Raw genomic sequence first — 23,784 nt, forward strand, 5'->3', positions numbered from 1 at the left:
ATCGGGCCCGCGCCGCTGCGGCGCGCCGAGGGGCCCGCAGACCACCGTGCCCGTCCCGTGGCCGGACCCGGGGATGGGCTGAGGTGGGCGTGGACCGGGCCGGTCGGCCCATGCGGTCTGCGTCGATCCGGCACAGGATTGATGCTGAGGCGGAACGCGCGAAGGCGTAGGACAGTGATTGCACCGACCAGCAGAGGGATGTGCGCAGCATGTCGGAGGAAGAACCCCGGGAGCCGTCGCGCGAGGAACGCGCGACGGCGCCGGGTGACGTGGGCAGGCGCGTTGCGGCACGTCGCGAAGAGCTGGGACTCAGCAGGCAGGAAGTGGCCGAGAGATCCGGTTCGGCCACCACTTACATTCAGTACCTCGAGGAACAACAATCCATGCCCAGCATGAGCTTCATGCTGCGGCTGGCCAATGCTCTGGATACGACCGTTTCCGAGCTCACCGGCAGCAACATGGATCTTCCGCCCGGTACCGGCCATGCGGGTTATCACTCGCAACTGATCGAGCTGAGCGCTGATGAGTGCCGCGAACTGCTGTCCACGCACGGGGTGGGGCGGATCGCAGTCTCCACGACGGAGGGGCCGTCGGTTGTCCCGGTCAACTACGTGGTCGTCGGTAGCCTCCTGGCCTTCCGGACGGCAGCCGGTGCCACGCCTGCCGCCGCGGCGGGTCATGTGGTCGCCTTCGAGGTCGACCACATCGACGACGCGCTGAGTCAGGGGTGGAGTGTTCTGGCCACCGGCACTGCGTCGACGGTGACCGACCCGAACGTCGTGCAGAGCTTGAACGAGGTGGCGTACACGGACCCGTGGCCCGACGGACGCCGCGACCTGTGGCTGACCATCGCCCCCACTCGGCTCACCGGCCGGCGCATCCACGTACGCCAGAGCCACAGCCCGCCTTCCGGATGATCCTGGTGCCTGCGGCAGGGGGTGGGAGCCGCGCCACCGTCGGCGCAGCTCCCACCCGGCCTGCTACTTCCGCACGCCCACGGCGCGGATGATCTCCTGCTTGACCGAGCCGCCCCGGTCGTCGGCGGCCGAGGCCCGCACGGAGATGTACTGGGCGTCGTCCGGCACCCGCACCGAGCCGGCCCAGGCGGCGGACTTGCCGCGTACGCCGTCGAGTTCGACGGAGGTCCACGTCGCACCGTCGTCGAAGGAGACCTCCAGCGTGGAGCCGGTGATCCTCCCGGTGTCCGGCGCGCCCTTGACGTACTCGGAGAAGATCCCGAGATCCAGCCGCTTTCCGGCCCGCACATCACCGTGCAGGTCGGTGTCGACGTCGAACCCGAGGTTGAGCATCGGCAGATACGTCCACCGGTCGGCCGGCGTGGCGGCCGACTTGAAGGTCCACTCGGAGTGGCCCTTCGTGGCGAGCCGCCAGACATCCGGGTCCAGGGTGGTGTCGGTGACCACCTTGAAGTCCTGCTCGGTCGGCTTGACGTTCCGGGCGTACGCCCCCGAGCTGGTCTTGCGGTCGACCCGCACCCCGTCCACGTACACCTCGGTGAACTGGGTCATCGAGCTCTCGTTCCACACATCGCCGAAGCCGGTGTGGTCCGGTCCCGAGTCACCCCAACCCGGCGTGTTGAACTGCAGGTTGTTGCCCGCGCGCTGCTGGCCCCAGCCGAGGCCGGTGCCCAGCCACGGGTGCCAGACCGGCTTGAACCAGTCGGTTCCGGAGCGGGTGCCGCCGCGGTAGTGCACGATGCCGCCGCGCTGCTCGATGGCGCCCGGGCCGTTGGACATGGACTCGTGCCACCCCCGGTCGGGGCCGGCGCTGATGTAGTCGGTGCGCTCCGCGGGGAACTTGATCTTCTCCTGGAAGCCCATGCCGATGGGGAACGTGTCGGTGATCGAGTAGCGGAACTCGCCGCCGTCGGCGGCCTTCGTCGCGTGGAACTTGTTGTTGACCACGGCCAGTTCGCTCTTGCCCGGGCGGTACGTCAGGTCAGCGGGGATGGCCCCCGGGTATCCCTCGGTGAGGTCGTACACATACGGCGTGAACTGGGCAGCGGTCAGTTCCACATCCCGGTCGAGTCGTGCGGCCTCGATCAGCCGCGCTCCGTCCGCCGCGTTCACCGAGGCGATGTACAGCGGACGTGTCGCCCCGCCGGCCCCGCTGAACACGGCCGACAGCCGCCCGGGTGCCTCATCGGTGACGAACAGGGCCTTGGCACCCGCGTCCTGTGCGTTCTGAGCCAGCTCGGCGGGGGTGATCGCGTCGGTGCGGCGCACCACGACCGCCTTGCCCTTCACGTTCTTGCCGGCATAGGCGGCGGGGCTTCCGGTGCCCGCGTCCACGAGGGACATCCGCTTCCGCCCGGTGAACAGGTCCGATCCGGGCTGGACGACCGTCTCGCCGAGCCGCTTGCCGCCCGCTTCGACATCGAGCAGCGGCTTGCCGAGCCGCCAGACGGTCCGGTACTCGAAGGTGCCCGTGGCGGGCTTGTGGGTCGGCGCGGCGAAGATGCTGTCGTACTTCAACGGGACCTGCACGGCCCCCGTGTACGACGCGCCGTTCGCCGCCCGGTTGAACTTCATCAGCAGCTGACGGGTCTGGGTCCGCTGGTCCACCTCGGCCCGGATCTCCCGCAACTTGCGCCCGTCGAGGGTGACTTCGCGGTCACGGTCCAAGGTGACCTCGGGCTCGGTGAGAAGCCCGAGACCGAGCGAGTCCTTGCCCTTGCTGCCGCGCACGTCGAGGAAGCTGGACAGGGTGTATGTGCCGGGCTGCAGGCGCAGCTCGAGTGTCCCGGAGTCGTCGACCGTGGCAGGGAAGGGCGATACCCCCTTGGCCAGCTTCTGTACGGCGAGGTATGCGGGTGACGCCGCGCCGTCGCGGTCCTTGACGTGGACGGTGAGGGTGTAGCGCTCGTCCTCCTTGGTCAGGCCGAAGGCCGTGTGCGCCACCACTGTGTCGCCGTCCTTGGCGACGATCCGGCCGGAGGTGGTGCCGACCGGCGCGCCGGTGCCGTCACCGGTGACCGTTGTCTGCGCGGTGCCGTGCGCGGGCACGGTGAGGGTGGAGTCGGCGAGGGCGACCACGCCGGCGGGAGCGCCCTCGGCGGCCAGCGTCAGGGTGACCGGCCGGTCGGAGGTGTTGGTGTACGTCAGCGTCTTCGTGACCGGCTTGTTGGCCTCGTAGGGCCAGCTGGTGAAGCCGAGGTCTGCGCTGCCGGTCGCGGTGATCTGCGCGGCGACAGCGGACGGGACGTCGACGCGGCCCGCACCCACCTCGTACGACGTGCCGCTGATCTGCTTGGACGTGCTCATCAGCCCGTCCTTGAGCTGCTGTCCGCTCCAGTCGGGGTGCTTCTCGGCGAGCAGCGCCGCGACGCCCGCGACGTGCGGGGTCGCCATGGACGTACCGCTCATCGACGTGTACGGGCCGCTCCCGGAGACGAGTTGCGAGCGTGCCGCGAGGATGTTCACGCCCGGGGCGGACAGGTCGGGCTTGAGCGCGTTGTCGCCGAGGCGCGGGCCCTGGCTGGAGAAGTACGCTCGCTTGTCGGCGGAGTCGACCGCGCCGATCGTGAGTGCGGAGTCGGCGGCGCCGGGGGAGCCGATGGTGCCGGGGGAGCCGGCGTTGCCCGCCGCGATCACGAACAGGGCGCCCGTGTCCTTCGAGAGGGTGTTCACCGCCTGGGCCATCGGGTCGGTGCCGTCGCTGCCCTGCGACGATCCGAGGCTCATCGAGACGATCTTGGCGTGGATGTCCTTGGCCGCCCACTCCATGCCGGCGATGATCTGGGACTCGGTGCCGGACCCCTGGTCGCTGAGGACCTTGCCGACGGCGAGCGTGGCGTCGGGCGCGACGCCCTTCTCCTTGCCGTCGGACGCGGCACCGCTGCCACCGACGGTGGAGGAGACATGCGTGCCGTGCCCGTTCCGGTCGGCGACCTCCTGGCCCTCGATGAAGCTCTTGGTCTCGGTCACCCGGTCCTTGAGATCGGGGTGGGTCAGGTCCACGCCCGTGTCGAGGACGGCGACCTTGACGCCCTTGCCGGTCAGCCCCGCCTCCCAGGCGGCGGGCGTACCGATCTGGGCGTTGCTGGTCTCCATCGCGGCGTCGACCCGGGCGTCCAGCCAGATCTTCTCGACGCCGCCGGCCAGACGCACTCGGCCCGAAGTCGCGCTGCGCGCCACGGAGGTGACGTCCGGTGCGACCGTGCGCCAGAACTCCCCGGACGTCGAAGCCTCCAGAGCCGCACCGCCCACACTCGGCAGACCACGGACCTGGCGGGCTCCGTGCGGCGTGGCGCTCCGGGTGTTCTTCGTGTACGTCACGATGAGCGGCAGTCCGTCGGAGGACGGGCCACCGAGCCCCTGCTCGATCAGAGCGGTGACGTCGAAGAGTTCGGCGTCGAGGACGCCCGCCTGGAGGTAGGGCCGGGCCTCGTCGGGTATGACGGTGATCCGGCCGCCGGATATCTCGCTGCGAACCGCTCCGGTCGCGCCCTCGGGACGCTCCACGGCGACCGACTTCCGGCCTGCGCCGAGGTCGTTCACGGTCACCTGGTCACCGGTGATCAGGGTGACGGTTCGTGCGGTGGTGGGTGCGTGTACGGGCGACGCGGCACGGTCGGTGCCCGCCCCTGCCGTCCCCACTGCCCCTGCAGCGACAGCCTGCCCCGCCGGCAGCAGTACGAGCGACAGCCCGGCTGCCAGCAGCCGGGACCTCCGCCTCGTGGATGCTCTGGTCATGGATGTCTCTCCTCCGCGCACCCGGCGAACGGTTGGTTCCGGGTGCTGCGAAGAGTTTCTGCGGCGACAACTCGCTTGTCGCCGTTCCGACTTGGCGGTTACCTGCCGTGGCGGAGACTCGTCAGCGCCGGACGCGGAGCACGCACTCGACATACGCCCAGCCGTGATGCCGGGCGTACCAGCCGAGTTGGATGCGGGTGGTGGCCCCGGCCTGGACCATCAGCCCCTGGATGCGCCGCTGCACGGTGCGTGCCGACATGTCCACCTGCGCGGCCATCGCGTGATCGGTGAGACCGGCGAGCAGAAGACGCAGTATGCGGGTGTCGAGGACGTCGATCCCGTGGTGTGGTTCGCCGTAGGGGCGGGCTCGTTCCCAGACGGCGTCGAAGAGTGCCTGGGCGACGTTGGCGAGGCCGCCACGCAGCACGAGACTGGGGTCGACCTCGCTGCCGGAGCCGTGCAGCGGCAGCATCGCCACCTCGCCGTCGCAGACGATGAGCTTGAGCGGCACGCCGTCGACCGTCCGGATCCGCATGCCTCGGTCGAGCGATTCGTCCACGTTGTCGGCCGCGCGCGGTTCACCCAGGAACGACTGGTCGATGACGGCACGCACCTGCAGGCCGCGCGACAGCACGGTCGGTTCCTCGGTGTTCTCCGGGCCGACCACCTGGACGTCGCCGGTGACGAACGTGTCGATGGCGTGCCGGGAGGAGAGCTGGAGCTGGAGGTAGCGCCGGCGTACGGCATCCCGCCCCTCGACGACCTCGACGAGATCACGCTGTGCGCGTCCCATGGACCCGGTCCGGTAGGTCTCGACCAGCTCGGCGAGCGCGAGTTCGGCACGGTGAAGGCGGATGCGGCGCTCGGTCAGTTCCGTGCCGAGCGCGACCGACGGCGGCGCGGCCACATAGTGGCCGCTTCCGGGCTGCCTGTCGACCAGGGCGCGAGCCGCGAGCGAGTGCAATGCCTCCGCAACTTCCGCGTCCGGGACGGCCGCTGCCGCGGCGACTTCGGCGAGCGAGGCCGAGGGCTGCTCGATCAGCACCCTGTATACGGCTTCCTCACAGGCGCCGAGCCCGAGATCTTCCAGTGCCAAAGCCACCCTCCGGTCCGTGCGTACCGCCGGATTCTTGCAGCTCGGCAGGGCACACCCGACTGCGGGGCCCGGGCGGTGCCACCGGCGCCGTGGAAACGGCGGCGGCCGGTGGGCCCGCCCGGGCGGGCAGGTCCACCGGCCGTTCGACGAGCCGTTGCGACGTGGGTCGCTGGTGCGGTCAGCGGACCAGGGTGACCTCCGGGGAGGTCCAGATCTGGGTGCCCGGTGACTTCTGCGGGTCGCCGAGCGCCTTGTCGAAGACGAGGCGCAGCCGGTACGTACCGGCGGGGCGCGGGGGTGCCGTCGGCACGCGTGGCGTCCCAGCTGTAGAACGCCACCCCTGTGCCGGCGCCGGAATTGCGGGTCACCCACGACGCGTCGTACGGGGTGTCGATCACCTTGCCGCGCGTGTCGAGGACCTGGAGCCGCATCCGCTCCAGGAGCGGGAAGCCGTGGGACAGCATGACCCAGGCCTTGTCGTTGGCCGTGGACGTGTCTGTCAGGTCGACGGTGGTGGGCACGTTCTTGCCGAAGGTGAAGTAGCCGGGACGCAGCGCCGGGTTGTCCAGCGTCTTGTTGACCGAGGTGAAGGTGGGGTTGATCGCCGACACCGCGTCGAAGTCGCCTGCCATGCCCAGATACGGCACCCGGATCTCCGGGGCCGCCGAGCCGGTCCGGGTGAGCTCCACCCAGCCACCGAACAGGGTCCCTTCGGCAACGCCTTGAGGCTGCCTGATGTGCACGGTGACGGTACGGCTGCCGTGCGCGGCCACGGTGATCCTGTCCCGGCCGTCGACCTCGGCGTCGCCGGTGGCATCGGTGGGCTGCCACTCACTGGTGTACGGCGGGGCCGCGGAGACGGCGGCGCTCTGCCCGACCCGGTAGGTCACCGGACGGGAGGTCGGATTGTGGACCGTGATCCGGCGGGTCCGCTGCCGGCCCTCGAGGTCGCCCAGGGCCAGCTCGGACGGCGTGGCCCTCACGGTGTCGCCGGAGACCGACGCCAGCGCGGCGACCGCGTCGATCCGGCCCGCGCCCTGCTGGGCGACCGGTTGCCGGCCGCGCTCGTGGTCACCTGTCATGGCGAGCGGAGTGGCCGTGTTCTGCAGCGCGGTCTGCACCTGGGCCGGGGTGAGGTCCGGCCGGGCCTGGAGCAGCAGGGCGACCACTCCAGCGACATGCGGGGACGCCATCGAGGTACCGGACATGACGCCGTACCAGTCCTGGGCCGGGGGAAGCGCGGACAGGATGTACCCGCCGGGAGCGGCGACGTCCGGCTTGAACTCCAGCTCATTGCCCGGGCCCCAGGAGGAGCCGGCATCCATCAGCCCGGCGGCGTCGGCGGTCATCGGCGCACCGGCGTACGCACCCCAGGTCAGCTTCGTGCCGGCCGGCGCGGCCTTGATGCGCTCGGCGTCCCGCGCGCGGATCCCTACCACGGGGATGCCGATGGTGCCGCAGCAGGGGGAGAACGGCATCGCGTCCGGATCGGTGCCCGACGGGTTGTAGTGGACCGCGGCGACCGCACCCGCAGCCTCGGCGGTGCGGGCCAGGTCCATCACCCGGCAGTTGAACACGTCGGTTCCGGTGTACGGGGCGAACAGCGCGATCTTGCCTTCGAGACTGCCGGCGGGCAGCGGGGCGCAGTTGGACGGAATGACGGTCACCGGGTGCCCGCCGGTCGAGGGAGCGGCGGGGGCCCGCCCGGAGTCCATGTACGGAACGGGAGCGGTGGAGCCGTCGTCGAGTGTGAACGCGAGGAACGGGTAGCGGCTGCTGTAGGTGCTGCCGACCGCGATGGCCCCGTCCGCGACCGCGGGTGCCGCGGCGTTGAAGGGACCGGCGTAGCCGTTCCCGTTGGCCACGACCGTGGGTACGCCGGAGTCCACCAGGTGGTCGACGGCAAGCGAGAGCACGCTGCTGCTGCGGTTGCCGGTCGCGCCGAGGCTCATGTTGACGACGTCCACGCCGTCGGCGGCGGCCTGGTCGAGCGCGGCCAGGATGATTGCGTCGGTCGGCGTGTTCTTCGTACCGAACACCCGGTAGGAGCGCAGCGTGGCGTCCGGGGCGACGCCCTCGATGTGCGCGTCGTCCCCGGCGACGATGCCCGCGACATGGGTGCCGTGCCCGGCCGCCGGGCCGAACCTGTCGTCGTACGGGTCGGCGTCCTCGTCCGCGAAGTCGTAGCCGCCGACCACCTTCGCGTTGGGGAAGCCCCCGCCGCCGAGCGCCGGATGGTCGTACGCGATGCCGCTGTCGATGATGCCGACGGTGACACCCCTGCCCGTGAAGCCTTGGCCATGGGACTGCGGGACGCCGGTGAGATCCGTGACGGTGACGATCTCCCGGCCGGAGGGGGCCCCGTCGGCGGACCGTGCGTCACGGCCGGCCCGGTCCACGGCCTTTTCCAGGACGTCCTCGGACACCGGGGTGGGCTTTTCGGGCATCTCGTACGTCACGGGCTCGGTGACCTGGGCCACGCCCGGGAGTGCGGCCAGCCGGTCGGCCTGTCCCGCAGGCACTTTGACGAGGAGACCGTTGACGACATTGCGGTACCGGCGTTGTACGGAAACCGCGATGCCCGACTCGTGTGCGGCGCCGATCAGTTGCTGCTGCGCATCGGAGACGGTACGGCGGGCCGCTGCCCGGTCCAGGGGAGCTGCCTCCTGCGCGGCCGGGGCGTTGTCGAGCGTGACGATGCGCGTCACCGACGGCCCGGACGGTTCGCCGGAGTCCGCGTGCGCCAGGTCACCGGGCAGGACGAGCGAGACGAGGATCAGCGCGGACGCTGCGGATATCGAGTGTCTGTACACGACGGTCGATCAAATGCGAACGGCAACGGAAGGGCAACGGTGACCGGCTGTCGTGTTTCCGCCATGGCGAGGACTCGACGTACCACCGCGGGTTCCCGGGGCATGCGATCGCGCCCCGCACCTGGACTGCCGTGGTCAGCGTTCGTAGGTGCCGGTCAGGCGGCCTCTGGCGACGACCGGGGCGGTGACGGAGGCGAGCAGGGCACGGGGCCTCGCCCGGTCGGCGGTGTCGGACACGCTTTCCGCCGGAGAGGGCGAACAACTGGTACCAGTAGGAGGCCTGCGGGACCATCAGGAACAGCGGCAGCGCTGGCCTCGGCACCCGGCACGCCTTGTCGAGTGCCATCGCGCAGTCCAACTGCTCGGCGGCCGCGGCCGGCATCCACCATGGCGCGCAGCCTTCCCAGTGACGTCAGACCGCGCCTTCGGCGCGCAGGGCGGTGATGGCGGTCTCGTCGTAGCCGAGCCCGCGCAGCACGCTGTCCGTGTGCTCGCCCACGGCGGGAACAGGGTCCATGCGGGGATTCAGCCCGCTGGGGGTGGCGGGCGGCAGCAGGGCCTTGATCGCGCCACCGGGAGTCGACACGTCCCGCCAGCGGTCACGGCCGGACAGGACCGGGTGATTCCAGTGCTCCTCGACCGAATTGAGCCGCGCGTTGGCGACCTTCGCGTCGTCGAGGAGCTTCACCGCGGCGGCCGCGTCCAGCTCGGCGAAGCGCGCGGCGACGATCGCGTTGAGTTCGTCGCGGCGGGCCACCCGCGCCGAGTTCCGGTGGAACCGCGGGTCGCCGGCGAGGGAGGCGTCGCCGAGGAAGACCTCGCAGAAGGACGCCCATTCGCGTTCGTTCTGGATGGCGAGCAGCACGGTCCTGCCGTCCGCCGCGCTGTACGGTCCGTAAGGGGCGATCGTCGCGTGCTGGGCGCCGACGCGTGCGGGCTGCGTGCCCGAGTACGCCGTGTAGTACGCGGGGGAGCCCACCCACTCCGAGAGCGACTCGAAGAGCGACACCTCCACGGAGCGGGCCCGGCCCGTCGCCCGCCGTTCGTAGAGTGCGGTGAGGATGCCCGAGTACGCGTACATGCCCGCTGCGATGTCGGCGATCGAGATGCCCACCTTGGCGGGCTCTTCGGGCGAGCCGGTCAGCGACACCACGCCTGTCTCGCACTGCACCAGCAGGTCGTACGCCTTGCGGTCCGCCCAGGGGCCGGTGTTGCCGTATCCGGAGATGTCACAGACGACGATGGAGGGGTAGCGCTCGCTCAGCTCATCGGCTCCCAGGCCGAGTCGGCGCGCCGCGCCCGGGGCGAGGTTCTGCACGAAGACGTCGGCCCCGGCGAGCAGCCGCTCCAGGACCTCGCGGCCCGCGGGCGTCTTGATGTCCAGTGTCAGCGACTCCTTCGACCGGTTCAGCCACACGAAGTAGCTGGACTGGCCGTGCACGGACTCGTCGTAGCCCCGGGCGAAGTCACCGGCACCCGGGCGTTCGACCTTGATGACTCTGGCCCCCAGGTCGGCGAGCTGGCGGGTGGCGAATGGGGCGGCGACGGCCTGCTCCAGGCTGACGACAGTGATTCCTTCGAGGGGGAGAGGGCTCATGCGTGCTCCTTCGGACGGTGTACGGGGAAAGTGTCGCGCATGAGATGTGCGGCACCCTTCCAGCCGAGGCCGACGAGACGAGCAGTCCGGGTACGCCTGCCCCGCAGTCGGCGAATTTGGTGGCGAAATCCTTTTCACCGCCCGGGAGTTCGGGGAAACCGGGCGGCAGTGCGAGGGCGGCGCCGAGTTCCGTTCCGTCGCCGATCGTGATCTCGACGGAGGTATCTCCGGTCAGCAGCCCGGAGCCTTCGGGGGTCCGCACGGTCTCCACCAGACCGAGTACCCCGATCACGCGCGCCGTGCGGTGATCGCCATGTGCAATGCCGTCGCGCAGTGGTACCGGCCCGATGGGCCCGTCACCGAGGACGAACTCGTCGAGCGCGCTACGTCTCGCCGGCGCCGGCCGTCGTCGAGTACCGGCCGCGTGCGCCAAGGCGCCCCGTGCGCGCCTGACGACGAGGCGTGATGCGTGAGCCCCGGCCCCGATGAGCGGTCGGGGCTCTTTGGCCGCACACCGCCTCGGAGGCGTAGCCGTCCGCCTGTGCGGACAGTCGCCCCGAGCCGTGCCACCTTGTGTCGCCCGAACGGGCCACCCGGGTTGCGGTCGCGGCAAGGGCTGGTACGGGCGCGGCGCCGCGGACTGCGAGGGCGACACAGTCGTGGACCTCACCGCACTCCGACTCGCCCTGCGCCGTGTGCGGTGGCGGGCGTCAGGTGGCCCGCCTAGCGTGACCGATGGCAGCAGAGACCCGGAGACAGAGGAAGGGTGCGAACCCCATGGCCGACAAGCCCGCCATCGTCCTGGTCCACGGCTTCTGGGGTGGCGCCGCCCACTGGGGCAAGGTCATCACCGAGCTGCACAGGCGAGGCTTCAACTCCCTGCACGCGGTGGAGATCCCGCTGACCTCGCTGGTCGACGACGCCGCACGCACGCGGAAGATGGTCCAGCAGATCGACGGACCGGTGGTGCTGGTGGGCCACTCCTACGGCGGAGCGGTCATCACGGAGGCCGGGGACCTGCCCAACGTGGCTGGGCTGGTCTACATCGCCGCATTCGCCCCGGACGCGGGGGAGAGCCCCGGTCGGATCAGCGAGGAGACGCCTCCGGCCGGGATGGAGAACCTGGCCCCGGATTCCGACGGCTACCTCTGGATCAAGCAGGACAAGTTCCACGAGAGCTTCGCCCAGGACCTCCCGGCCGACGAGGCGCTGGTCATGGCGGTGACCCAGAAGGCACCGCTTGCATCGACATTCGGCGACACCATCACCACCCCGGCCTGGCGCGCAAAGCCTTCCTGGTACCAGGTCTCCACCGCGGACCGCATGATCCACCCGGACAACGAACGCCGCATGGCACAGCGCATGAACCCGCGCAGGATCATTGAACTGGACGCGAGCCATGCTTCGTTGGCCTCCCGGCCCGGCCCGGTCACCGACCTGATCCAGGAAGCGGCCGGCGTCTGACTGCTGCCGCCGGCCGTACGGAAGCGCCTGGCCGCGGGGGCCGTGAAGTGCGCCCGCGGCCAGTTCGACAGGTCAGCCCTTGCGGGTGTTGACCTCGTCGGTGAGCTGGGGGACGACCTGGAAGAGGTCGCCGACGACGCCGTAGTCGACGAGGTCGAAGATCGGGGCCTCGGAGTCCTTGTTGATCGCAACGATCGTCTTCGAGGTCTGCATGCCCGCCCGGTGCTGGATCGCACCGGAGATACCGGACGCGATGTACAGCTGCGGGGACACGGACTTGCCGGTCTGGCCGACCTGGTTGGAGTGCGGGTACCAGCCGGCGTCGACCGCGGCACGCGAGGCACCCACCGCCGCGCCCAGCGAGTCGGCGAGCGCCTCGATGATCGCGAAGTTCTCCGCACCGTTGACACCACGGCCACCGGAGACCACGATCGCGGCCTCGGTCAGCTCCGGACGCCCCGTCGACTCACGCGGAGTACGCGACAGCACCTTCGTGCCGGTGGCCTGCGCCGAGAAACCGACCGGCAGGGTCTCGACCGCACCCGCGGCCGGGGCCGCCTCGACCGGCGCCGAGTTCGGCTTCACCGTGATGACCGGGACACCCCTGGACACACGGGACTTCGTGGTGAACGACGCCGCGAACGCGGACTGCGTGGCCACCGGACCCAGCTCACCGGCCTCCAGATCCACCGCGTCGGTAATGATCCCGGAACCGATCCGGACCGCGAGACGGGCAGCGATCTCCTTGCCCTCCGCGGAGGACGGAACCAGCACCGCGACCGGGGACACCGCCTCGACCGCAGCCTGCAGCGCATCCACCTTCGGCACGACCAGATAATCGGCGAACTCGGCGGCGTCCGCGGTCAGGACCTTCACCGCACCGTGCTCAGCCAGCACCGACACCGTCTCGGCCGCACCCGCGCCCAGCGCGACAGCGACCGGCTCACCGATCCGACGCGCCAGCGTCAACAGCTCCAGAGTGGGCTTGCGGACGGCACCGTCCACGTGGTCGACATAGACGAGAACTTCAGCCATGGGACTTCAATCTCCTGCAGGTAACGAAGGAACGAGGAACGGACGAAACAGCCGGCTCTAGATGAACTTCTGGCCCGCGAGGAACTCGGCGAGCTGCTTGCCGCCCTCGCCCTCGTCCTTGACGATCGTGCCCGCCGTACGAGCCGGACGCTGCGCCGCGGAATCCACCGCGGTCCACGCACCCGCCAGACCGACCTCGTCCGCGTCGATCTCCAGATCCTCCAGATCCAGGGACTCGACCGGCTTCTTCTTCGCCGCCATGATCCCCTTGAACGACGGGTAACGCGCCTCACCCGACTGGTCCGTCACCGACACCACCGCCGGCAACGACGCCTGCAACTGCTCCGACGCACTGTCACCGTCACGACGCCCGGTCACCGTGCCGCCCTCGACCTTCACCTCCGACAACAACGTCACCTGCGGAACACCCAGACGCTCCGCCAGCACCGCCGGCAGCACACCCATCGTCCCGTCCGTCGACGCCATCCCACACACGACCAGGTCGTAGCCCGTCTTCTCGATCGCCTTCGCCAGCACCAGCGACGTACCGATCACATCCGTACCGTGCAGATCGTCGTCCTCGACATGAACCGCCCTGTCCGCACCCATCGACAACGCCTTGCGCAACGCGTCCTTGGCATCCTCCGGACCCACCGTCAACACGGTGATCTCCGCATCATCCGCCTCGTCCGCGATCTGCAGCGCCTGCTCCACCGCGTACTCATCCAGCTCCGACAACAGACCGTCGACATCCTCACGGTCCAGCGTCAGATCATCGGCGAAATGCCGGTCACCAGTGGCGTCGGGCACGTACTTCACACAGACAACGATCCTCAAGCTCACGCCGGCTCTCCTACCTGGGTGTGGTTCCTCAGTCGACCATATGGCACTCAGTACCCTCTGTAAAGGTACGTAGTGTCGAACGGGCGCAGTTGGTGTTAGGTTCCCGGCATGACCGAGGCACGCAGACCAGTGAAGAAGCCACCCATGCGGGAGGTGCTCGCGGAGGCGGCGTTCCAGCTCTTTCTGGAACGGGGCTTCGAGCGGACGACGGTGGATGACATCGTCGCGCGGGCCGAGGTCGGGCGGCGTTCGTTCTTCCGCTACTTCCCTTCCAAGGAGGACGTGGTCTTCCCCGACCACGAGCGCTGTCTCGCCGATATGACGGCGCTTCTGGAGGCGGCCGACGACGGCGACCCGGTGGCCACGGTGTGCGACGCGGCCCGACTCGTGTTGCGGATGTACGCCGCGAATCCGGAGTTCTCCGTCCAGCGCTACCACCTCACGCGGGAGGTTCCCGGCCTGCGGACCTACGAGTTGTCCGTGGTCCGCCGCTACGAACGCACGCTGGCCGAGTATCTCCGCGGCCGCTACGCCGGTACCCCGGACGGCCCGCTGCACGCCGAGGTGATCGCCGCGGCAGTGGTCGCCGCGCACAACAACGGCCTGCGGTCGTGGCTGCGTTCGGGCGGCAAGGGGGACGCGGAGGCTGCGGTGGACCACGCTCTCGGGATCGTGCGGCAGGTCTGGGGTGCCGCAGCCGAAGGCGTCGCCACGCCGGCCGCGGGCGACGACGTCGTCGTGGTGGTCGCCGCCAAGGGCACGCCCATGTGGCGCGTGGTGCAGAAGGTCGAGTCGGCCCTCGCCGAGGACTGATCTCGGCATAGGTACTCAGTACCTTTACCTCTCGGCACTCAGTGCCATATGGTGCGTCTGCGTCGAGGCACGGCGCCGACGCACCCGAGCCGAGTCCAAGGGGTCGAGACGTGTCCCATTCAGTTTCAGCAAGTAAGGCCGCGCCGACGGCGGGTGAAGCCGGACTGATCCACCAGCTCTGCCGCTGGTGCGGTACGGCGTCGTTCCGGCGGCTGTTGTGTCCGGTGTGCGCGTCGAGCGATCTGGACTCCGTACGCAGCGACGGCCTGGGTGTCGTCGTGCGGTCCAGCGTGGTGCACCGCTACACCGAGGCTGCTCGCAACGAGTCCTTGGTCCGGTTGCCCGAAGGCTTCGTGTTCCGATGCCAGGTCGTGGGTGCCGCACCGCATCTGGTGTACGTGGGCGCGCGGGTGCGCCCCGTCACCGGCGCCGCCCCGGATTCCGCGGAGCTCGTCCTCGAACTCTGCGACCCGGTCGGGCGCGCCGATTGGCAGTGAACCGGTCCCCGGGCAGCCGGACGACCCGGACATCACCGGCTGCCGCGAACTGCGTCCCCACGAATCGTTGTCGGACCGGTCCCGTTGGACAGCGCGTGAGGTGACGCCCCGTTGCGCCGGCCGTGCATGCTGAAGTCGGCCCGGACGGCCACACCGGACTGCAGCAGCTTCTGGTGGACCACCGGATTTCGGCCGGGGTACGAGACCACAACGCTGATATATCCCTCGGGCAGACCGGTCACGGCGTACTCGCCCTGCGCGTTCGTCGTGGTCCGCACCAACTGTCGGCCGCTGGTGTCCATGACAGTCACTGCGGCATGGCGGACGGGCTGCTGCTCGTCGTTGCGGACGGTGCCCTCCAGCATCGGCAATGGTTCGCCGAAGTGGTGGCGGTGGACCGGAAGCGCGGTAGGCGTGGGTGCCTCGACGGACGGGTCCTCCACCGGCGGCTCCGGAATGTCCTCCTGCTCGTCCTCCGCGCTCCGTCGTGCGGCGAGGCGGTGGTGCCGCCACGCGTCGAGGCCCATCAGCGCCAAACCCGCTGTGATCCACGCGCACAGCACGAGGACCGGCTTGAGCACCCCCGCATTGTCGAAGTACAGGACTCCCTTCAGGGCGTCCACCGCGTTGCCCAGCGGCATGACGACGTGCAGGTCCTGGAAGAACGTCGGCAGCAGCGGGACAGGGGCCACGCCGCTGGAGGGAACGCTCAGCACGATGTACAGACCCATGCCCACCATGGGGAAGAACTGCTTGGTGAAAGGCGCCACGCCGTGGGCGAACGTGGCCACCGCCGTGGTGAGCAAGAAGGCGATCGCCAGGACCGAGGAGTCGTTGGGGAAGTAGTCCAGCCCTACTCCGACGAAGAAGCCCACGGCACTGAAGAGGGCGGAGGCGCCCACGATCATCATCAGTTTCTTGCGACGGTTGAAGGTCACCGCCCGCAGCAGGGTCGTCGCGAGTATGTAGCCGGGGACGCTCCAGGCGACTCCGAAGTAGACCACGGTCGCGGCATTCAAGTCCTTGCTCACGGTGGGGGCGACGTCCGTGACCGTGAGCCTCTGGTGGTTGTGCGCCGCAAGCCGGGTGAAGCCCTTGGTCAGCACCTGCCTGAGAGGCAGCCCGTTGGCCTCGGCCACGTAGAGCACAGCATGTCTGCCCTCGGCGACGTAGCCTGCCACCGCGTCGCGGTTCAGCACCGCCTGGCGGGCTTCTCCGGCGTCTGCCACGGCGCTGACATCGAACCAGTCGGGGTGTTTCTTTTGCAGAGCGGCGTCGACTTTGGTTTCCAGCACGCGGTTGGCGACCACGACCTTCGCGTGGTTCGGCTGAGGCTCGTGAAAGGCCGTGGGGAAGCAGAACAGAAGGGCGAGGAAGAGCACCGTCGGGAACATCAGGGTCTCGGCCAGAGTCCTGGCCAGGGGTATGCCCCGAGGACGCTCGATCCGGTGCTTCACAGCACCACCCCTTGGGCGCCACGGTGAGCCATGTCGGAGTGCTCGTGGGACAGCCCGCCGACTGGATGTGCGGCGAGGCCAACGCCGCCGCGCCAGTGTTGGTGGATTGGTTCGTCGGTACCCGAGCTGCGCTCCTCCACCGGCCGCGTTTCGCCGGCGGGCAGCGCCATCACGACGCCGGACTGCTTCGCCTCCACGACTTGCGCGGAGATGCCGGCGCTGATCCCGGGCCTTTGGAGGGAGACCGCGGGACCAAGTTCTCCGAGCCCGCCTCCTGCGACCGTCACTCGCGGTGCTACCAGCCCCATGGCACCCCTCTCCGTTCCGCGCACCTGGCCATCGCCATGCCGTCATTGCGTTAACGTACCGATCGGCACACCTACAATTTGTGGACCTTACGCGTACCGGCCGGTACAGTCAAAAAGGTGCCTCGCCCCGTCAATGCCGAAAAGCGTGCCGAACTGCTGAAGCAGGTTGTGCACCACCTCCAGCACCACGGTCTCGCGCTGACGTCGCTGAGCCAGCTCGCCGAGGCCGTCGGCACCACCAAACGCATGCTTCTGTACTACTTCGGCAGCCGCGAGAACCTGTTGGCCCAGGCGTTGGCCGCCAGCCGTCCCGACACCCACGCGATGTTCGACGACGTCCACGACAGTGCCGGCCTACGCAAAGCCGCCCATGGCTTGTGGGAAGCGATCAACGTCGGGGAGCAGTCCGGGGCGTTCCGCATGCTGCTGCAACTGCTCAGCCTGGGCGCCACCGATCCGGAGCAGTACGGCAACCTCGCTGCCGACACCGTCGAGATCATGATCGCCCCGATCGCCGCCGCCTACGTCCGGCTGGGTCACCCGCCACAGGAGGCGTGGGCAGGAGCCACGCTGCTCGTCTCCGGCCTGCGCGGATTGTGCCAGGACCGCCTGGTGACCCATGACGTCGCCCGTACCGACGCGGCCGCCCGCCGCCTGATCGCTGTCGCGGTGTAGTCGACCGATCGGACGGCTCTGTTTGCTCGACGAGGTCCGGCCGGGACTCGACACGGCCAAGGCCGAGATCATTGTGAACGCGATGCTCACCACGGTCGACGACGCGGCCCGCACCGGACGCCTCGGCGAACGCCCCGACATCGCGGACCGCCTTGTGGACCTCGGTACGGTCCTGCCCCTCGACGAGGGCGAGTCCACCGGCTGATGGCCGGGTCGGGGCGCTTCCTGCCGGCTACCGAGACCGCTCGCGGCGGATCATGTGACTGTGCCACCGCCCGTCCGTCGACGGTGGCGCAGTCGCGCGTCCGCGCAGGGGTGTTTTGGCGAAGCATCTGAGAGGTTCGGGGTCTCCGTGAGCTCCGCCGGCGAAGTCATCGCAGCAGCGACGTTCAACTCAGCTTTTCTCATTGTGTGTTGAGTGCCGCAATGAGGCGCGCGCAGCTGCATGTGGGTCAGCACGCCCTGACGGGTGAATGTCCCGCCCCGGCGGGCGCCGGGCCGCACATGTCGCCCCCATGGCTGGTTTGCTGCAGCTGGAAACTGGCGCGAGGCTCCGGGGGGCCGCCGGCCGCCCCCGGTGGAAGCGGCGCCCTGCCGGGTGCCGAGCCCACCCGCGAAGGACCGATCGAAGGAGCGTCGTAGTGACGACGATGGGCACAGCAGGGGCGGACGAGACAGAGGAGTCGTACGCGAACGAGCTGCCGGTACGCAGCAGGGAGCCGGGAAACGTCATCGTCAGGTGGATGAGCACCACCGATCACAAGACGATCGGCACGATGTACCTGGTCACGTCGTTCTCCTTCTTTGTCGTCGGCGGCGTGCTGGCGCTCGTCATGCGCGCCGAGCTGGCCCGTCCCGGCACGCAGATCGTCTCGAACGAGCAGTTCAACCAGGCGTTCACGATGCACGGCACGATCATGCTGCTGATGTTCGCGACGCCGCTGTTCGCCGGGTTCGCGAACTGGATCATGCCGTTGCAGATCGGTGCGCCCGACGTGGCGTTCCCGCGGCTGAACATGTTCGCGTACTGGCTGTACCTCTTCGGCTCGATCATCGCGGTGGCCGGCTTCCTCACCCCGAACGGCGCCGCGGACTTCGGCTGGTTCGCCTACTCCCCACTGACCGACGCGGTTCGATCGCCGGGGATCGGCAGCGATATGTGGATCATGGGTCTGGCCTTCTCCGGCTTCGGCACGATCCTCGGCTCGGTCAACTTCATCACCACGATCATCTGCCTGCGCGCACCCGGTATGACGATGTTCCGGATGCCGATGTTCGTGTGGACCGTGCTACTGACCGGTGTGCTGGTCCTGCTCGCCTTCCCGGTGCTGGCGGCGGCACTTCTGGTGCTGGAGGCGGACCGCAAGTTCGGGGCGCACGTCTTCGAGGCGGCCAACGGCGGCGCGCTGCTCTGGCAGCACCTCTTCTGGTTCTTCGGCCATCCGGAGGTGTACATCATCGCGTTGCCGTTTTTCGGGATCGTCAGCGAGATCATTCCTGTCTTCAGCCGTAAGCCGCTCTTCGGTTACATCGGCCTGATCAGCGCGACGATCGCCATCGCGGGCCTCTCCGTGACCGTGTGGGCGCACCACATGTACGTCACCGGTGGTGTGCTGCTGCCGTTCTTCTCGTTCATGACGTTCCTCATCGCGGTACCGACCGGTGTGAAGTTCTTCAACTGGATCGGCACGATGTGGAAGGGATCGCTGTCCTTCGAGACACCGATGCTCTGGGCCATCGGTTTTCTGGTGACGTTCCTCTTCGGCGGTCTGACCGGCGTCATCCTGGCCTCGCCCCCGCTGGACTTCCATGTCTCGGACTCGTACTTCGTCGTCGCGCACTTCCACTACGTCGTCTTCGGCACCGTGGTCTTCGCGATGTTCGCCGGATTCCACTTCTGGTGGCCGAAGTTCACCGGCAAGATGCTGGACGAGCGGCTCGGCAAGATGACGTTCTGGACGCTGTTCGTGGGCTTCCACGGCACGTTCCTGGTGCAGCACTGGCTCGGTGCCGAAGGCATGCCGCGTCGTTACGCGGACTATCTCGCCGCCGACGGTTTCACCGCGCTGAACACGGTCTCGACGATCTCCTCGTTCCTGCTCGGCATGTCGATGCTGCCGTTCTTCTACAACGTGTGGAAGACCGCCAAGTACGGCAAGAAGGTCGAGGTCGACGACCCGTGGGGCTTCGGCCGCTCGCTGGAGTGGGCTACCTCCTGCCCGCCGCCGCGGCACAACTTCGTCACGCTGCCGCGGATCCGTTCCGAATCCCCGGCGTTCGACCTGCACCACCCCTCGGTACGGACCCTCGACGAGGGCGCTCACCATCCCGGCGCCACGCCCGCGACCCCCGGGGACCGGCAGGTGTGAGCGCGACGCCCGGTGACAAGGAGGAAGGAGCAACGAGTGGACCCCGACAAGGAGAGCGCCCGCGGACTGGCACAGATGGAGGGCTATCTGCTGTGGAGCGCCGAGGTCGAGGAGGCCCGCAGGCTGGCCGTCCGCTTCACCGACGAGCTGCCCTGGCTCACCACCACTCAGCGTGAGGACGTGGCCCGTGTCTACACCGCGGACCGTGTCGCCACGTCCCGGGCGATGCTGGCCCGTATCGCCGCCCGCTCCACCGAACTGCGCGGCGAGTACAACGACCGCTACCGCAGGCTCAGGGCGCGCTGTGTCGCGGCCGCAGTCGTCACCGCCGGCGCGGTCAGCGGTACGTGCACGGCGCTCACCCTGCTGACCCGCTGATGCCGGGCGCTCGTCCGTTCTGCCGCCCTCAGCAGGCGAACTCGGACCCGGTTCGTGAGGATGGTGGGTGATGGGCGTGCGTGACCGGGCAGGAGAACGGGCGCCCGCGCAGACCCGAGAAGGGACGAACACCGTGGCACGACCCAGGATTCTCGTCGTCGGCGCCGGATTCGGCGGGGTCGAGTGCGTACGCCGTCTGGAGCGCGCACTCAAACCCGGTGAGGCGGAGATCGCGCTCGTCGCCCCGTTCTCGTACCAGCTCTACCTGCCACTCCTGCCGCAGGTGGCGTCGGGCGTGCTCACACCGCAGTCGGTCGCGGTGTCACTGCGCCGCAGCCGTCGGCACCGCACCCGGATCATCCCCGGCGGGGCGATCGGGGTGGACACGACGGCGAAGATCTGCGTCATCCGCAAGATCACCGACGAGATCGTCGACGAACCGTACGACTACATCGTCCTTGCCCCCGGCAGTGTCACGCGCACCTTCGACATCCCCGGCCTGCTCGACAACGCCCGCGGGATGAAGACACTGGCTGAGGCCGCCTACGTGCGTGACCACGTGATCGCACAGCTGGACCTGGCGGACGCCAGCCACGACGAGGACGAGCGGGCCTCCCGGCTGCAGTTCGTGGTGGTCGGCGGCGGATACGCGGGTACCGAGACCGCGGCCTGTCTGCAGCGGCTCACCACAAGTGCCGTCCGGTACTACCCCCGGCTGGACCCGAAGCTCATCAAGTGGCATCTGATCGACATCGCCCCGAAGCTGATGCCCGAGCTGGGGGACAAGCTCGGGCTCAGCGCCCTGGAGGTGCTGCGCGAACGCGGGATCGACGTGTCGCTCGGAGTGTCGGTCGCCGAGGCGGGGCCGGACAAGGTCACGCTCACCGACGGCCGGGTACTGCCGTGCCGCACGCTGATCTGGACGGCCGGTGTCACCGCGAGTCCGCTGGTCGCCACCTTCGGCGCGGAGACCGTACGCGGGCGTCTGGCGGTGACCCCGGAGATGACCCTGCCGGGCTTCGACGGTGTCTTCGCGCTCGGCGACGCCGCCGCCGTACCCGACCTCGTCAAGGGCGACGGCGCGGTCTGCCCGCCCACCGCGCAGCACGCCATGCGGCAGGGCCGCAGGCTCGCCGACAATCTGATCGCCACACTCCGTCACCAGCCCCTGAAGCCGTACGAACACAGGGATCTCGGGCTCGTTGTGGACCTCGGCGGCAAGGACGCGGTCTCCAAGCCGCTCGGCGTCGAGATGCACGGGATCGCCGCGCAGGCCGTGGCCCGCGGCTACCACTGGTCGGCGATGCGGACCAATGTGGCCAAGGCACGGGTCATGACGAACTGGATGCTCAACGCCATCGCCGGTGACGATTTCGTACGTACCGGATTCCAGGCCCGCAAGCCGGCCACGCTGCGCGACTTCGAGTACACGGACTCCTACCTCACTCCGGAACAGGTCCGCCAGCACACCGCCTCGTTGACCGCCCGAGGCTGATCCGGGACGGGTCTCCCTCGCCGGTCGCATTCAGCCGACCCGAGGTCATGGGCCGTGCGCGCAGGTCCCACCGTTCCTTGGCCAAGGGAATCGGCGGGGCCTGTCGGCTTCGCGAAGGGGGAGCAGCGGGCCGCTGGTCCCTCATACGTCGCGGATCTGCAGATCCATCCGGCCGAGGCGGTCGGCGTCCGCGACGAGGTCGATCGAGACGATCCGCCCGGCCTCGATGGTGAAGCCGATGACGACCTTCGGCCTTCCTCCCGGTGCCCGGACGGCGCCGGGAAGCCCGTCGATCAGGGCAGGCTGTGCCGCCGAGGCACGCCCCGCGAACGTGCCGACGACCGCAGCTGCCCCCACCGCCCCGGCCTCGCCCGACAGGGCCGCCGCGGGGTCGACGCGGAGTACGACGTCCGGGTCGAGCAGGGCCAGCAGCGCCTCGAAGTCGCCACCGCGCGACGCGGCCAGGAACGCGTCGACGACTTCGCGCCGACGGACCATGTCGGTGCCGGGATCCGGGACCGTGCCCCGCACACGTCGGCGCGCACGGCCGGCGAGCTGCCGGGTCGCCGCCGGAGTGAGCTCCACGATGAGGGCGATCTCGTCGAACGGCACGGCGAACATGTCGTGCAGCACGAACGCCAGACGTTCCGCGGGCGAGAGCGTGTCCAGCACCACGAGCAGCGCCAGGCCGACCGAGTCGGTGAGCTCCGCCTGCTCCTCGGGCCCGATACCGTCGTCGTGGCCCACGGCAGGCCCCGGCAGACGTGTCGCCCAGGGATCCTCACGGCGGGTCTCGCGGCTGCGCAGCATATTGAGGGAGACCCGGGCGACGACCGTCGTCAACCATCCGCCGAGGTTCGCCACGTCGCCGACATCGGTACGGGTGAGCCGCAGCCAGCTCTCATGGACGGCGTCGTCGGACTCGGCGACCGAACCGAGCATCCGGTAGGCCACTGCCCGCAGCCGGGGCCGGTGCTCCTCGAAGCGGGCCGCCAGAAGTTCCTGTTCGTCCATCGGTCACCTTCCTCCGTCGATCCGTGTCGTACAAGTGACCCATGGGACCAGGCCTTTGTGACACGGTCCGGTCGCCGACACGCCGACACGCCGACACGCCGACACGCCGACACGCCGACACGCCGACGCCGCCGCGTCGCCCCGTGCGGGAGGCCGGTGCCCGCCGGACAGCGGGCACCGGCCTCCCGGAGCCGTGACCGGCCGGCTCAGTCGTTGCCCTCGTGGCCCGCGGTCAGCGCCGGGTCGCGCTCCACCACCGGGTCCAGTACGTCGTCGATGGCCTTCAGCAGATCCGCGTCGAACTTCACGCCTGCTGCCTTCACGTTCTCCGTGACCTGCTCGGGCCGGGAGGCACCGATGATCGCGGCGGAGACGTTGGGGTTCTGCAGTACCCAGGCGACGGCCAGCTGAGCAAGGCTCAGACCGGCCTGGTCCGCCAGCGGCCCCAGCTGCTGGACCCGTTCCAGGACGTCGTCGCGGAGCCACCCGGCGACGAACGATGCGCCGCCCTTGTCGTCCGTCGCCCGCGAACCGGTCGGCGGCTGCGCCCCCGGCTTGTACTTGCCGGTCAGCACGCCCTGGGCGATCGGCGACCAGACGATCTGACCGATGCCGAGCTCCTCGGACGCGGGCACGACCTCACCCTCGATGACCCGCCACAGAGCCGAGTACTGCGGCTGGTTGGAGACGAGCGGAATGTTCAGCTCGCGGGCCAGGCCGTGTCCGGCGCGCAGCTGGTCCGCCGTCCACTCCGAGACGCCGATGTAGAGGGCCTTGCCGGAGCGGACCACGTCGGCGAACGCCTCCATGGTCTCTTCCAGCGGCGTGCTGTGGTCGTAGCGGTGTGCCTGGTACAGGTCCACATAGTCGGTCTGCAGCCGGCGCAGCGAGTTGTCGATCGATTCGAGGATGTGCTTGCGCCCCAGACCGCGGTCGTTGTGCCCGGGGCCGGTCGGGAAGTAGACCTTGGTGAACACCTCGATGCTCTCGCGGCGCTGGTCCTTCAACGCCCGGCCGAGGACGGCCTCGGCGCGGGTCTCGGCGTAGACGTCCGCGGTGTCGAAGGTGGTGATTCCGGAGTCCAGGGCGGCCCGGATGCAGGCGACGGCCGCGTCCTCCTCCACCTGGGAGCCGTGGGTGATCCAATTCCCGTAGGCGATCTCACTGATCGTCAGACCGCTGCGACCGAGTCGGCGGAATTCCATGTGCCTGCTC

General features: G+C 69.4%; 19 protein-coding genes. 10 read left to right on the top strand and 9 right to left on the bottom strand.

Going from position 1 to position 23,784, the window contains the following annotated elements; genetic code table 11:
• The first annotated feature begins 209 nt into the window (after positions 1 to 209).
• Positions 210 to 917 carry a pyridoxamine 5'-phosphate oxidase family protein gene (locus tag OHA88_RS39795; RefSeq protein WP_328629109.1) on the top strand — a complete coding sequence of 236 codons (708 nt, stop codon included), beginning with the start codon at positions 210 to 212 and terminating at the stop codon, positions 915 to 917.
• A gap of 63 nt (positions 918 to 980) precedes the next feature.
• On the opposite strand, the gene OHA88_RS39800 is transcribed toward OHA88_RS39795, so the two are convergent.
• The 4 genes from OHA88_RS39800 to OHA88_RS39815 all read right to left on the bottom strand — a co-directional run bounded on the left by OHA88_RS39800 (position 981) and on the right by OHA88_RS39815 (position 10,221).
• Positions 981 to 4,715 (bottom strand): S8 family serine peptidase, encoded by a 3,735-nt coding sequence (locus tag OHA88_RS39800; protein ID WP_328629110.1) that lies wholly within the window; start codon positions 4,713 to 4,715, stop codon positions 981 to 983.
• 121 nt (positions 4,716 to 4,836) lie between these two features.
• Entirely contained in the window at positions 4,837 to 5,811 is a 975-nt protein-coding gene (locus OHA88_RS39805; RefSeq protein WP_328629111.1) for a helix-turn-helix domain-containing protein, read from the bottom strand.
• Positions 5,754 to 8,624: a S8 family serine peptidase gene (locus tag OHA88_RS39810; protein WP_328629112.1), complete on the bottom strand. Its 2,871-nt coding sequence runs from the start codon at positions 8,622 to 8,624 to the stop codon at positions 5,754 to 5,756. Before OHA88_RS39810 ends, OHA88_RS39805 begins: the two co-directional genes overlap by 58 nt.
• 412 nt (positions 8,625 to 9,036) lie before the next feature.
• Complete coding sequence (locus OHA88_RS39815) at positions 9,037 to 10,221, bottom strand: CaiB/BaiF CoA transferase family protein (RefSeq protein WP_328629113.1); 1,185 nt, start codon at positions 10,219 to 10,221, stop codon at positions 9,037 to 9,039.
• Positions 10,222 to 10,267: 46 nt separating this feature from the next.
• On the opposite strand from OHA88_RS39815, the gene OHA88_RS44755 reads away from it, so the two are divergent.
• Together OHA88_RS44755 and OHA88_RS39820 are read left to right on the top strand one after the other, a co-directional pair.
• The gene (locus OHA88_RS44755; protein WP_443044333.1) at positions 10,268 to 10,687 is read left to right on the top strand and encodes a hypothetical protein; all 420 of its coding nucleotides are present in this window, start codon (positions 10,268 to 10,270) and stop codon (positions 10,685 to 10,687) included.
• Between the two features lie 311 nt (positions 10,688 to 10,998).
• Positions 10,999 to 11,685: an alpha/beta hydrolase gene (locus OHA88_RS39820; protein WP_328629114.1), complete on the top strand. Its 687-nt coding sequence runs from the start codon at positions 10,999 to 11,001 to the stop codon at positions 11,683 to 11,685.
• A gap of 72 nt (positions 11,686 to 11,757) precedes the next feature.
• On the opposite strand, the gene OHA88_RS39825 is transcribed toward OHA88_RS39820, so the two are convergent.
• Both OHA88_RS39825 and OHA88_RS39830 read right to left on the bottom strand, forming a co-directional pair.
• Positions 11,758 to 12,720, bottom strand: a complete 963-nt coding sequence (locus tag OHA88_RS39825) for an electron transfer flavoprotein subunit alpha/FixB family protein (RefSeq protein ID WP_328628921.1) — start codon at positions 12,718 to 12,720, stop codon at positions 11,758 to 11,760.
• A 57-nt stretch (positions 12,721 to 12,777) separates the two neighbouring features.
• A complete protein-coding gene (locus OHA88_RS39830; RefSeq protein ID WP_328628920.1) occupies positions 12,778 to 13,563 on the bottom strand; it encodes an electron transfer flavoprotein subunit beta/FixA family protein in 786 nt (261 codons plus the stop codon).
• Between the two features lie 108 nt (positions 13,564 to 13,671).
• Here OHA88_RS39830 and OHA88_RS39835 point away from each other — a divergent pair, with 108 nt between their 5' ends.
• On the top strand, positions 13,672 to 14,376 hold the full coding sequence (locus OHA88_RS39835; protein ID WP_328629115.1) for a TetR family transcriptional regulator: 705 nt from the start codon (positions 13,672 to 13,674) through the stop codon (positions 14,374 to 14,376).
• Between the two features lie 110 nt (positions 14,377 to 14,486).
• Positions 14,487 to 14,873: a Zn-ribbon domain-containing OB-fold protein gene (locus tag OHA88_RS39840; protein ID WP_443044334.1), complete on the top strand. Its 387-nt coding sequence runs from the start codon at positions 14,487 to 14,489 to the stop codon at positions 14,871 to 14,873.
• A 32-nt stretch (positions 14,874 to 14,905) separates the two neighbouring features.
• Here OHA88_RS39840 and OHA88_RS39845 read toward each other — a convergent pair whose 3' ends face one another.
• Positions 14,906 to 16,330 (bottom strand): carboxypeptidase regulatory-like domain-containing protein, encoded by a 1,425-nt coding sequence (locus OHA88_RS39845; RefSeq protein WP_328629116.1) that lies wholly within the window; start codon positions 16,328 to 16,330, stop codon positions 14,906 to 14,908.
• Positions 16,331 to 16,755: 425 nt separating this feature from the next.
• Between OHA88_RS39845 and OHA88_RS39850 the strand changes: the two genes are divergently transcribed.
• The 5 genes from OHA88_RS39850 (at position 16,756) to OHA88_RS39870 (ending at position 21,555) form a co-directional block, all read left to right on the top strand.
• Positions 16,756 to 17,313 carry a TetR/AcrR family transcriptional regulator gene (locus OHA88_RS39850; RefSeq protein ID WP_328629117.1) on the top strand — a complete coding sequence of 186 codons (558 nt, stop codon included), beginning with the start codon at positions 16,756 to 16,758 and terminating at the stop codon, positions 17,311 to 17,313.
• A gap of 22 nt (positions 17,314 to 17,335) precedes the next feature.
• Positions 17,336 to 17,518, top strand: coding sequence for a hypothetical protein (locus tag OHA88_RS39855; RefSeq protein WP_328629118.1), 183 nt, complete (start codon positions 17,336 to 17,338; stop codon positions 17,516 to 17,518).
• Positions 17,519 to 17,963: 445 nt separating this feature from the next.
• Positions 17,964 to 19,682 carry an aa3-type cytochrome oxidase subunit I gene (gene ctaD / locus OHA88_RS39860; protein ID WP_328629913.1) on the top strand — a complete coding sequence of 573 codons (1,719 nt, stop codon included), beginning with the start codon at positions 17,964 to 17,966 and terminating at the stop codon, positions 19,680 to 19,682.
• 36 nt (positions 19,683 to 19,718) lie between these two features.
• Positions 19,719 to 20,060: a hypothetical protein gene (locus tag OHA88_RS39865; protein WP_328629119.1), complete on the top strand. Its 342-nt coding sequence runs from the start codon at positions 19,719 to 19,721 to the stop codon at positions 20,058 to 20,060.
• A 133-nt stretch (positions 20,061 to 20,193) separates the two neighbouring features.
• Positions 20,194 to 21,555 (top strand): NAD(P)/FAD-dependent oxidoreductase, encoded by a 1,362-nt coding sequence (locus tag OHA88_RS39870; protein ID WP_328629120.1) that lies wholly within the window; start codon positions 20,194 to 20,196, stop codon positions 21,553 to 21,555.
• A gap of 141 nt (positions 21,556 to 21,696) precedes the next feature.
• Here OHA88_RS39870 and OHA88_RS39875 read toward each other — a convergent pair whose 3' ends face one another.
• Positions 21,697 to 22,569: a sigma-70 family RNA polymerase sigma factor gene (locus tag OHA88_RS39875; RefSeq protein ID WP_328629121.1), complete on the bottom strand. Its 873-nt coding sequence runs from the start codon at positions 22,567 to 22,569 to the stop codon at positions 21,697 to 21,699.
• Positions 22,570 to 22,775: 206 nt separating this feature from the next.
• A complete protein-coding gene (locus OHA88_RS39880; protein WP_328629122.1) occupies positions 22,776 to 23,774 on the bottom strand; it encodes an aldo/keto reductase family protein in 999 nt (332 codons plus the stop codon).
• Positions 23,775 to 23,784: the final 10 nt, after the last annotated feature.

The organism is Streptomyces sp. NBC_00353, assembly GCF_036108815.1.
Lineage (GTDB): Bacteria > Actinomycetota > Actinomycetes > Streptomycetales > Streptomycetaceae > Streptomyces.